The organism is Bacillus sp. RCC_6_1, from assembly GCF_041360755.1.
Lineage (GTDB): Bacteria > Bacillota > Bacilli > Bacillales > Bacillaceae_G > Bacillus_A > Bacillus_A cereus.
The window spans coordinates 50,594-60,874 of the sequence record NZ_JBFUPV010000018.1; the positions used below are offsets into that span (position 1 = coordinate 50,594).

Below are 10,281 nucleotides of genomic sequence, written 5' to 3' on the forward strand. Positions count from 1 at the left end.
GGTGAATGAGATGAAACGTTCTTTAGCTGCGCGTGCCAAATTTTTAGATTTTATCTATTTTTGTCGTGCGATTTTTCATGATGTAGTTGTTAACGGGATACGTATGCCCTTTTTTAACAATTGCATAGTGACTATTGAACGATAGAAATCTCTTCACCCATTTTTAATAAACGTGTGAAAAGGGAGCTATTTGGCTTCCTTTTTCTATGCCGAAAACCATGGGGAATGTTTCTTTCTCATGGTTTTTTATATTGAAAGGAGTACGGAAAATGACTATTTGTAGTGTAAATAATGTAACGAAATCTTTTGGTGGAAACATCATATTTGAAAATATATCGCTTGAAATAAAGAATGGTGAACGTGTTGGGTTAGTTGGTCGTAACGGTAGTGGGAAGACAACAATCTTTGGGCTTCTAACGGGAATGGAGAGTTTGGATGCAGGAGCCATTCATATGAAGAAAGGTACACGTATTGGTCATGTCGCACAAATTCCGAAGTTTGATGAGGCCATGACTGTATATGATGTATTGAGTTCCGCTTTTAAAGTAGAAAAGGAATTAGAAAAAGAAATGCATGCTCTAGAAAAAAATATGGCGGAGGAGCAGGAACAATCTGCTTTGCAAAAGCTAATGGAGAGGTACGGAGTAATTCAAGAAAAATTTGCATTTCTCGGTGGTTATGAAATAGAGGCAAATATAATGAGGGTAGCAAATGGCTTACAAGTCACAAACTTATTTCCAAGAGTATTTACGGAATTAAGTGGAGGAGAACAGACGAAAATAAGCCTTGCATATATGCTATTGCAGAAACCAGATTTACTTCTATTAGATGAACCAACAAATCATTTAGATTTGTTTGCAGTTGAATGGTTAGAGAAATTTTTAAAAGAATATAATGGAACAGTTATGGTTATTTCACACGATCGCTATTTCCTTGATGAAGTTGTAACGAAAATTTTGGATTTGGAAGATGGAGAGATTCACGTGTACCATACGAATTATTCTCAGTTCGTTGAGGAGAAGGAAGAAAGGTTACTTCAAGAGTTTCAAGCTTATCAAGAGCAGCAAAAGAAAATAAAGAAAATGAAAGAAGCAATTAAGCGCCTACGTGAATGGGCAAATCAAGCGAATCCTCCGAATGAAGGATTGCATAAAAGAGCGAGGAATATGGAACGTGCGTTAGAGCGTATAGAGAAATTAAAGAGGCCAATTTTAGAAAGAAAACAGATGGGTCTTCAGTTTGAAGGGCAAGAGAGAAGCGGAAAAGATGTTGTTGTAATGAAAGAAGTGAGTAAAGGTTTTGCTGGCCGATCTTTATTTGAACAAGCGAATTTACATGTTCGTTTTCAAGAGCGTGCTGCTATCGTTGGTCGTAATGGTACAGGGAAGACTACATTATTAAAACTACTATTAGAAGAAATAAATCCAGACGTTGGTGAAATTCGAATTGGTAGTAGTGTCAAAATTGGTTATTTATCACAACATGCATATGAAAATATGAAGAGTAATGTATTGGAAGCATTCAGAGAGAATGTGGCTGTAACAGAAGGAGAAGCAAGACATATATTAGCTAAGTTTTTATTTTATGGTCCAGCAGTATTTAAGAAAGTAACGCAACTTAGTGGTGGAGAAAAAATGAGATTAAGACTTGCGCAACTTATGTATCAAGACATCAATTTTCTAATTTTAGATGAGCCGACAAACCATCTTGATATTGAATCAAGGGAAGTTTTAGAGGAAGCCCTTGAGCAATATAACGGGACGATTTTAGCTGTTTCACACGATCGATATTTTTTAAATAAGTTATTTGAAAAGACGTACTGGATTGATAGATGCAAATTATTTGAGTTTGCAGGAAACTATGCATGGGCTCGTCAAAAGTGGGAAGAAAAGCTTGAGGAGGAAGTAATAAAGCATAAGCACCATGGAAGAAAAAGTGTTGAAGCAATCTCTATAAAAAAGAAAGATTCTAGAAGTTTTGCGGAGATTGAAAACGAGTTAATGCATATAGAAGAAGATATATATGCATTAGAAAGTGAAATGGAATATGTAGCTGATGTTGAAAAACTTGAAAAATTATATGAGGAAAAAACGAAGAAAGAGTTGTTACGAGCAGATTTATATAATGAATTAGAGAATATGGTGGAGTAATGAGTAGAAAGCCACTTCCTTTCAGTTTTGCTGGAGGAAGTGGCTTTTTTCATAATGATATTTTGCTTTAAAGGTTAAATGAAGCGATGTGTTTCACGTGAAACAGTAACTTAGATAAATCCATTTTCCTCAATTTGCATAGTTTGTGAAACATATGAAAATGATAAGGTGAAAAATAAATGTCATTAGTGGTTTTTCGATAGGAGTAATTACAAAAACAAAGGCTAATTATTTCCCGAGAGATAAAGTGAGGGCTTTTACGGGCACCCCGACCCTGACCTAACTTCTTTTGCTTTCGCTGAATTTTGAGGTGGGGGTCTTACTGCACGGCAAATAGCGGGATAAATATGTGTAACAGAGACTAGTGAATGAAAACAAAAAGAGAGCAAAGTTACAGCTTTATGCGCTGAACTCTGCTCTCTTTTTGCGTGGCATCTTCTCTCGTTGAAATTATAATAGCAATCCCGAGCATGATAAAAAAAGCTAAAAAGAGGACGAACTTTGGGAAGAACGGGAATAGTAATAGCGCTCCGACTATCATAATTGTTAATAATACGTAGTGCAGGACGTATTGGAATAGGTTGTCCATATTTTCGCCCCCTTTTTGGTAATTGGTTATTAGTATTCTATGTTTCATGCTGAAGGAATAGAAGTAGATTTTTAAGTTTTAATACGAATTATAGATGAGTTTTCTTAAAGTATAAATGTAGAGTAATAATTTTGGAAAAATTCTCAAAATATTTATTTAGAAAGAATTGACAAAACATAATGAACGATATAAGCTAATAACCATAAAGTCTACCGGAAAGGTCGGAATAAGATTGTTACCCCTCAAAAACATCTATTTTTTTCTGATTAAAACCGATTTTTCCGATTGGCTATAAATGTGCTGTGGGAGGCATACATAAGCTAATAAGTTCAAAGGGTATAACTATTAAACAGTTAGGGTGGGGACAATGAAGAAAAAGACAAAAAAATGGGCTGGTGTATTTTCAGTATTACTGAGTAGTTCGCTTGTGTTATCTGCTTGTGGGGGACAGGAGGATACGGCTTCTACAGAGCCGGTTAAGCAGCAGGATTTAAAAAATGCGAAAATTGAAAAGATTGCTGCGACAGATAAAACGAAAGTGCCAGACAAAGCGAAGAATAGAAAAGATACGTTAGTAGTTGGTATTAGTAAGCCAGGCGGCGTATTTTTACCATACTTTCAACAAAATGGTTGGGATGGAAACGTAACTTCAGTTATTTTTGCATCTCTCGTATCAACCGATAAACAAGGGAAACCAATTCCAGAATTAGCTGAGAAGTGGGACGTTTCTTCTGATCAGTTAACATATACATTCCATTTACGTAAAAATTTGAAATTTAGTGATGGATCGCCATTAACGGCGGATGATGTAGCTTTCACATTGACGCTTTTACATGATAAGGCATATGAAGGTGAAGTAGATATCTCTCAATATGCCGTTAAAGGTGGTAAAGAATATAAAGAAGGAAAAGCAACTTCAATTGAAGGTATTCAAGTTGTTGATCCACAAACAATTAAAATTACAACTGAAAAAGTGAATTCACAAGCTATATTTGTTTTAGGAGGTACAGTACTATCAAAAGCTTATTATGGAAAAGATTATAAGCAAAATACAAGCTTAGATTACTTAAAAGATTTATATGGAAAGCCATTAGCTGCGGGTCCATATAAATTTGAAAAGTATATTCCAGGTCAAGAAGTTCGTTTTGTTGCTAACGAAAATTATTATGCGGGTAAACCAAAAATTCAAAACTTTATTTATAAAATTACTTCTGGTGATACGAAGCTTCAGTTATTCCAAACAGGAGAAGTTGACCATACTGGCTTAGGTACCGGTGATGAGGTTCTTGAACAGGCTAAGGCTTTAGAATTCGCAAATATCCAAATCGAAACAGCGCCGTCATTTAGTTATATTTATATGAATAATAATAAGCCTTACTTAAAGGATAAAAAGGTTCGCCAAGCACTTATTTACGGATTAGACCGCAAAAAATATGTTGATACAGCGTTAAAAGGATACGGTACAGTAGCCAATGTACCAATTCATCCAACTTCTTGGGCTTATACGGAAGAAGGAGTTAATAAATACGAATACGATAAAGAAAAAGCGAAAAAATTATTAGATGAAGCAGGGTGGAAAGTTGGTTCGGATGGAATTCGTGAAAAAGATGGTCAAAAATTAAAACTTTCTTATTTCGGTCCAAGTTCGGCTAAAGATAGTGATTTATTAATTCCGATTGCGAAAGAGAATTATAAAGAAATAGGTGTAGAGTTTAATCCTGAATTTATGGACTTTAATACGATGCTTTCTAAGGTAAACAAAGGAGATTATGATTTAGCTTCTGTTTCGACACCGATTACAAGTGACCCGAGTGAAACAGCTGGTGAATATTTGTCTACTGCAAATGAAACTAGTCTTGGTTATAAGAATGCAAAAGTAGATGAGCTAATTCAAAAAGGTATTGAAACTGTAGATATCGAAAAGCGTAAACCTATTTATAAAGAATTGTATAAAGAATTAAGTGATGATCCACCAGTAATTCTATTAAACTACCGTAGAACAATTACTGGTTATAACGGGAATATAAAAGGAATTGATCCTGAAAAGTACAACAGTATTAGTGCAAACTTACCAGTATTATCATTTGAAAAATAACGATAAGAATGTATAAGTAGAAGACATTTTTTCATTCGGTTAGTAATGTGCCGCTTTGAAAAAATGTTCTTCTATTTTAAGCATAAGATTGGAGAGAAAAAGGGTGAAAACATATATTGTTCGTAGGTTGTTACAAATGATTCCTACACTGCTTGGTACATCAATTATTATCTTCGTCCTGTTCGCACTTCTTCCTGGGGATTATATTGATTCAAACCCGAAAATTACACCGGAAAGAGCAGCTGAACTGAGGGAATTATATGGGTTGAACAAACCGATTGTTGAGCGTTATTTTCATTGGTTAGGTAATGCATTGCAAGGGGACTTTGGCTTCTCGCTTCAATATCAAGAGCCTGTAACGTCATTATTAAATAAATTTATTTGGAATTCTTTTAGTGTAGCAATTATTGCATTGTTTTTTATTTGGCTAATTGCACTTATTATCGGTGTATTCTCGGCGACGAAGCAACATTCTTTATTCGATAAACTTGTAACAATCGGTGTTTTTGCAGCAATGTCATTTCCTTCATTCTTTATCGGCTTGTTTTTAATTAAGGTGTTTGCGGTTGACTTTAAGTTATTACCGATAGGTGGAATGATTGATGTTGGCAGTAATTCAACAGGATTTGCTTACGTGATAGAAGTTGCAAAACATATGATTTTACCAGTATTTATTTTGACACTTCTTGGGGTCGGCTCGCTAACTCGGTATTTTAGAACAAGTATGTTAGAGGTTGTAAGACAAGATTACATACGAACAGCAAGAGCGAAAGGTTTGAAGGAGAAGACGGTTATTTATAAGCATGCATTAAAAAATGCAATATTACCAGCAATTACGTTATTAGCATTTGAATTACCGGGATTGTTTTCTGGGGCAATTATTATTGAACAAATTTTTAACTGGCCAGGGATTGGTAATATTCAATTAGAAGCATTAAATTTCCGTGACTATACAGTATTGATGGCATTTACGATGTTTCTTTCTTGTTTAACAATCGTTTCAAACTTTTTAGCAGATATCGTATATGCAGTTGTTGATCCAAGAATTCGGTTGAAGTAAGGGGGGAAAGAAATGGAGACTGTTACAGTAATTACAGAAAAAAAAGAAAAAAAGAGCAGAAGCGAATCATCACCATGGCGACAAGCTTTTAAAAAGATAAAGAAAAATAAGATGGCACTTGTAGGGTTTTATGCATTAATTTTTATGTTTTTATTTTGTTTTATCGGTCCGTTCTTTTCTCCATATGCATCAGGGAAAATACAAGTTGCGCTCATTAACAAACCACCTAGTGTTTCTCATTGGCTTGGTACAGATCAATTAGGAAGAGATATTTTAACAAGGCTTATGCAAGCGGGACGTATTTCATTAACCATTGGTTTAGCTTCAATGGTTTTATCGGTTATACTTGGAGCTTTATTAGGAGCGATTGCAGGTTTTTATCGTGGTATTGTGGACAATATTATTATGCGGCTTGCAGATATTTTAATGTCAATGCCAGGATTACCGCTACTTATTATAATGGGTGCGATTTTATCAGAGTGGAAAGTACCGTCTGATTATCGTTTGTATGTCATTATGATTATTTTAAGTCTAGTAGGTTGGCCAGGGCTTGCACGCCTTGTAAGAGGGCAAATTTTATCACTTAGGGAGCAAGCATTTATGCAAGCTGCGGATGTGTTAGGAATAAAAGATTACCGGAAAATTATATATCACTTAATACCTAATGTTTTACCCATTTTAATTGTTGTATCCACATTAGGTGTTGCAGGTTCTATTTTGGGAGAATCCGCACTAAGTTACTTAGGCCTCGGAGTCGTTCCACCTACACCATCATGGGGGAACATGATTAGCGCAGCTAACTCATTAATCGATTTCCAAAAGCGTCCATGGTTATGGATTCCGCCCGGTTTTGCAATCTTTATAACAGTTGTATCAATTAATTTACTTGGTGATGCACTTCGTGATGCGTTAGATCCAAAGATGAGACGGTAGGTGAGAAGATATGAGTAAAGCGGTAGTAGAGCTGAAAGACTTACAAACACATTTTCAAACTGACGAGGGGACAGTAAAGGCTGTGAACCATGTTAGCTTTGCGGTTCGAGAAGGGGAAACAGTTTGTGTAGTAGGAGAATCAGGTTGCGGAAAGAGTGTAACAGCTTTATCTATTATGGGGCTTATTGCTGAATCTGGTAGTGTAGTGGGTGGAGACATTTTATATGAAGGAAAAAGTCTTTTAGGAATGAAAGAGAAAGAACTTCGTAGTTTACGAGGCAATGATATTGCAATGATTTTCCAAGAACCGATGACATCGCTAAACCCCGTCTTCACTGTAGGGGAGCAAATTGTAGAAACGTTAAGAGAGCATGAATTACTTAGTAAAAATGAAGCATATAAGAAGGCAATTGAGTTAATTCGTAAAGTTGGCATAGCCCGCGCTGATGAAATCGTCCATTCTTATCCGCATGAACTGAGCGGTGGGATGTTACAACGTATTATGATTGCTGTTGCGCTTAGTTGTAATCCTAAGTTATTAATTGCAGATGAACCAACAACAGCTCTTGATGTTACCATTCAGGCTCAAATATTGGATCTACTAAGACAAGTGAAAGAAGAATTTAAAACGTCGATTTTATTAATTACACATGACTTAGGTGTCGTAGCGGAAATGGCTGATTATGTTGTCGTTATGTATGGCGGGAAAGTTATTGAAGAAGCCCCAGTACTAGAGATATTCCAAAATCCAAAACATCCTTATACGAAAGGATTATTGAAATCAAAACCAGTAATGGGAAAACGAATAGATAAACTATATTCTATTCCAGGGCAAGTTCCGAATTTAGTTGGTTTAGGTGAGTTTTGTTACTTTAGTGGGCGTTGTGAGCATTGTATGGAAATATGTGAAAAAGAAGCCCCAAATCTAAATGTAAATGATGAAAATCATAAAGTAGCTTGTTGGTTATATGAGGAGCGTGCGGAACAATGAGTGAACCATTATTAGAGGTGAAAAACCTAAAGGCATATTTTCCAATTAAGGGTGGCGTATTTAGTAGAACAATTGGGCATGTAAAAGCAGTTGATGGAGTAAGTTTTACTATTAATAAAGGTGAAGTGTTTGGTCTCGTTGGTGAATCAGGGAGCGGGAAAACAACAATAGGAAAAACAATTTTACGCCTCGTTCAAAAAACGGAGGGAGAAGTGAAGTTTAAAGGAAAAGATGTTCATTCTTTATCCAAGGATGAATTAAGAAAACATCGCCCTAATATGCAGCTCGTTTTCCAAGATCCATTTAGCTCATTAAATCCGAGAATGAGAATTGGAGAAGCGCTTGGAGAGCCAATGTTGGCCCACGGATTAGCAACGAAAGAAAATGTGCGTGAAAAGGTAATTGAAGTATTGGAGTTATGTGGATTAGCTCCTTATCATATTGACCGGTATCCCCATGAGTTTTCTGGTGGACAACGTCAGCGTATCGTAATCGCAAGAGCTATGGTATTAAATCCAGAATTCATTGTAGCTGATGAACCTGTAGCGGCACTAGATGTATCTATCCAAGCACAAATTATTAATTTATTTAGTGAGTTACAGGAGAAAAAGGGATTATCTTATTTATTCATTTCGCATGATTTAAGTGTAGTAGAACATTTATGTACGAAAATCGGAATTATGTATTTAGGTACGATTGTGGAGACAGCACCGCGTGATGAGTTATTTACCAATCCGCTACATCCTTATACGAAAGCATTGTTATCAGCTGTTCCAATACCAGATCCAACAGTGAAGCGAGAACGAATTATACTAGAAGGGGATATTCCAAGTCCAGCAAATCCACCTTCGGGCTGTCGTTTTCATACACGTTGCCCATTTGCAACGGATGTTTGTAAAAAAACAGTACCAGAATTCCGTAATGTTGGTGTAGAGCATTTTGTTGCTTGTCATCACGTATAAAAAAAGGACTCTTTCAAATTGAAAGAGTCCTTTTTTTATTTACTAGATGAAGTTTGTTTCAATACAAATTGCTCGATTGCGTGAGCAACACCATGTTCATTGTTTGTTAGTGTTACAACATCACATAGCTTTTTTACATCTTCTTCAGCGTTGCCCATTGCAACAGATAAGCCCGCTACTTCTAACATCGGTACATCATTAAAATTATCACCAATAGCAACTGTATCTTCAATAGGGATATTAAAATGAGCTGCCATCTGCTGTATCCCGTTTCCTTTATGTCCATTCTTATCCATAATTTCTAAGTTAGTAGGAGCCGATGCTGTAACCATAATATCAGCATCCTCTTGTAATATACTTAATAGCTGTGCGCGATGCGCTGCATTAAACGTTAAAATGAAGAATTTAGATATTTCTAGTTCTTGGTTATTTACAACATCTTCTATTTTTTTGAAATCAGTAATTAGGTTCGATTTCTTTTGCTTTTCTGTAATTCGTTCAAGTTCCTCTAATGTAACATCAAGCGCATGCTTATTTTCTTCGAATGCTTGCATCACTTGATCTTGCCATGTATATGGAGAATAAACTCCTTTATTTGTATATAGCTTATATGGGAAACCTTCAGATTCTAGTAATTTTGCAAGTTTGTACACTTTGTCGTTTTGTATACAACGCGAGTTAATTACTTTTCCATCCACATAAACAATAGCCCCATTGCTTGCTCCGACTGGAAGAGATAATTTATATTCTTCCAATAGCTTTAAAGCATCCTCTTTCGCACGACCAGAACAGATCATTACAATATGACCGGCTTCTTGTGCAGTTTGGATTGCTTGTAGGTTTTCTTTGGAGATTTCAAGATTAGATGATAGTAGTGTACCATCCATATCTAATGCGATTAATTTCAAAATGACCACCTCTTTGTTTTTATTATACATAGTTATATAGAGGAAACATATAAACTTATCTTGGAAAGACGGTATTTTATCTCATATTAAAAGTAAGTAAAGATTAGATAGGTTTAGTGGCACTAAATAAACAATTTGTAACAAAAATAGAGAGGAATATGACTACATTTCACTTTATGACTGTAATGTTACACGAATGTTACAAACGTGAACTTAGTGAAAAATGCATTAAATAAAGGTTTTTGAGGGTTATTATAAAAAAACGTAAAAAAAGTGTAATAAATTTTACGTAATTATATTGCAACGTAATAATAGTTATGTTACATTAATGTTACAAACGTTACGTTATCAAATTTAATGTAACGTTAACATAAAAACTATGAAATAAACATTTCTTAGAAATTACATATAGATAACTTATAAAAAGGGAGGATAAATGATATGAAAGAGCAAGTATTACAAGTAACAAAAGGTGACTTCGTAGGATCAGCAAGTGGAGCAGTAGTATTAACAGCATTAATCGTATTTTTATCAAGCGTATTAGTATAATAGAAGTTTTGTAATAAAAGAAAAAGAGAGGAGAATGAAAGATA

General features: G+C 35.2%; 10 protein-coding genes. 8 read left to right on the top strand and 2 right to left on the bottom strand.

Annotation, left to right across the window (positions count from 1 at the left end; translation table 11 throughout):
* The first annotated feature begins 10 nt into the window (after positions 1-10).
* Together AB6801_RS28110 and abc-f are read left to right on the top strand one after the other, a co-directional pair.
* Positions 11-145, top strand: a complete 135-nt coding sequence (locus tag AB6801_RS28110) for an RAxF-45 family protein (RefSeq protein ID WP_000830643.1) — start codon at positions 11-13, stop codon at positions 143-145.
* Between the two features lie 124 nt (positions 146-269).
* The gene (abc-f, locus tag AB6801_RS28115) at positions 270-2,150 is read left to right on the top strand and encodes a ribosomal protection-like ABC-F family protein (protein ID WP_097999292.1); all 1,881 of its coding nucleotides are present in this window, start codon (positions 270-272) and stop codon (positions 2,148-2,150) included.
* Positions 2,151-2,541: 391 nt separating this feature from the next.
* Here the strand turns inward: abc-f and AB6801_RS28120 are convergent, their stop codons facing one another.
* Entirely contained in the window at positions 2,542-2,739 is a 198-nt protein-coding gene (locus AB6801_RS28120) for a hypothetical protein (protein ID WP_000369253.1), read from the bottom strand.
* Positions 2,740-3,106: 367 nt separating this feature from the next.
* On the opposite strand from AB6801_RS28120, the gene AB6801_RS28125 reads away from it, so the two are divergent.
* The 5 genes from AB6801_RS28125 (at position 3,107) to AB6801_RS28145 (ending at position 8,780) form a co-directional block, all read left to right on the top strand.
* Positions 3,107-4,834: an ABC transporter substrate-binding protein gene (locus tag AB6801_RS28125; protein WP_097999291.1), complete on the top strand. Its 1,728-nt coding sequence runs from the start codon at positions 3,107-3,109 to the stop codon at positions 4,832-4,834.
* 103 nt (positions 4,835-4,937) lie between these two features.
* Positions 4,938-5,894 carry an ABC transporter permease gene (locus AB6801_RS28130; RefSeq protein WP_000860748.1) on the top strand — a complete coding sequence of 319 codons (957 nt, stop codon included), beginning with the start codon at positions 4,938-4,940 and terminating at the stop codon, positions 5,892-5,894.
* A gap of 12 nt (positions 5,895-5,906) precedes the next feature.
* Entirely contained in the window at positions 5,907-6,827 is a 921-nt protein-coding gene (opp4C, locus tag AB6801_RS28135) for an oligopeptide ABC transporter permease (RefSeq protein ID WP_000451080.1), read from the top strand.
* A 10-nt stretch (positions 6,828-6,837) separates the two neighbouring features.
* A complete protein-coding gene (locus tag AB6801_RS28140) occupies positions 6,838-7,818 on the top strand; it encodes an ABC transporter ATP-binding protein (protein ID WP_000030767.1) in 981 nt (326 codons plus the stop codon).
* The gene (locus AB6801_RS28145) at positions 7,815-8,780 is read left to right on the top strand and encodes an ABC transporter ATP-binding protein (protein WP_001294485.1); all 966 of its coding nucleotides are present in this window, start codon (positions 7,815-7,817) and stop codon (positions 8,778-8,780) included. The genes AB6801_RS28140 and AB6801_RS28145 overlap by 4 nt, the downstream gene beginning before the upstream one ends.
* Positions 8,781-8,815: 35 nt before the next feature.
* On the opposite strand, the gene AB6801_RS28150 is transcribed toward AB6801_RS28145, so the two are convergent.
* On the bottom strand, positions 8,816-9,688 hold the full coding sequence (locus AB6801_RS28150) for a Cof-type HAD-IIB family hydrolase (protein ID WP_000766421.1): 873 nt from the start codon (positions 9,686-9,688) through the stop codon (positions 8,816-8,818).
* A gap of 441 nt (positions 9,689-10,129) precedes the next feature.
* Between AB6801_RS28150 and AB6801_RS28155 the strand changes: the two genes are divergently transcribed.
* Positions 10,130-10,237, top strand: a complete 108-nt coding sequence (locus tag AB6801_RS28155) for a DUF3948 family protein (RefSeq protein ID WP_000664237.1) — start codon at positions 10,130-10,132, stop codon at positions 10,235-10,237.
* Positions 10,238-10,281 lie beyond the last annotated feature (44 nt).

Coding starts and splice junctions, on each gene's coding strand:
- AB6801_RS28110 (WP_000830643.1), top strand. CDS start 11: ATGAAACGTTCTTTAGCTGCGCGTGCCAAATTTTTAGATTTTATCTAT.
- abc-f (WP_097999292.1), top strand. CDS start 270: ATGACTATTTGTAGTGTAAATAATGTAACGAAATCTTTTGGTGGAAAC.
- AB6801_RS28120 (WP_000369253.1), bottom strand. CDS start 2,739: ATGGACAACCTATTCCAATACGTCCTGCACTACGTATTATTAACAATT.
- AB6801_RS28125 (WP_097999291.1), top strand. CDS start 3,107: ATGAAGAAAAAGACAAAAAAATGGGCTGGTGTATTTTCAGTATTACTG.
- opp4C (WP_000451080.1), top strand. CDS start 5,907: ATGGAGACTGTTACAGTAATTACAGAAAAAAAAGAAAAAAAGAGCAGA.
- AB6801_RS28140 (WP_000030767.1), top strand. CDS start 6,838: ATGAGTAAAGCGGTAGTAGAGCTGAAAGACTTACAAACACATTTTCAA.
- AB6801_RS28145 (WP_001294485.1), top strand. CDS start 7,815: ATGAGTGAACCATTATTAGAGGTGAAAAACCTAAAGGCATATTTTCCA.
- AB6801_RS28155 (WP_000664237.1), top strand. CDS start 10,130: ATGAAAGAGCAAGTATTACAAGTAACAAAAGGTGACTTCGTAGGATCA.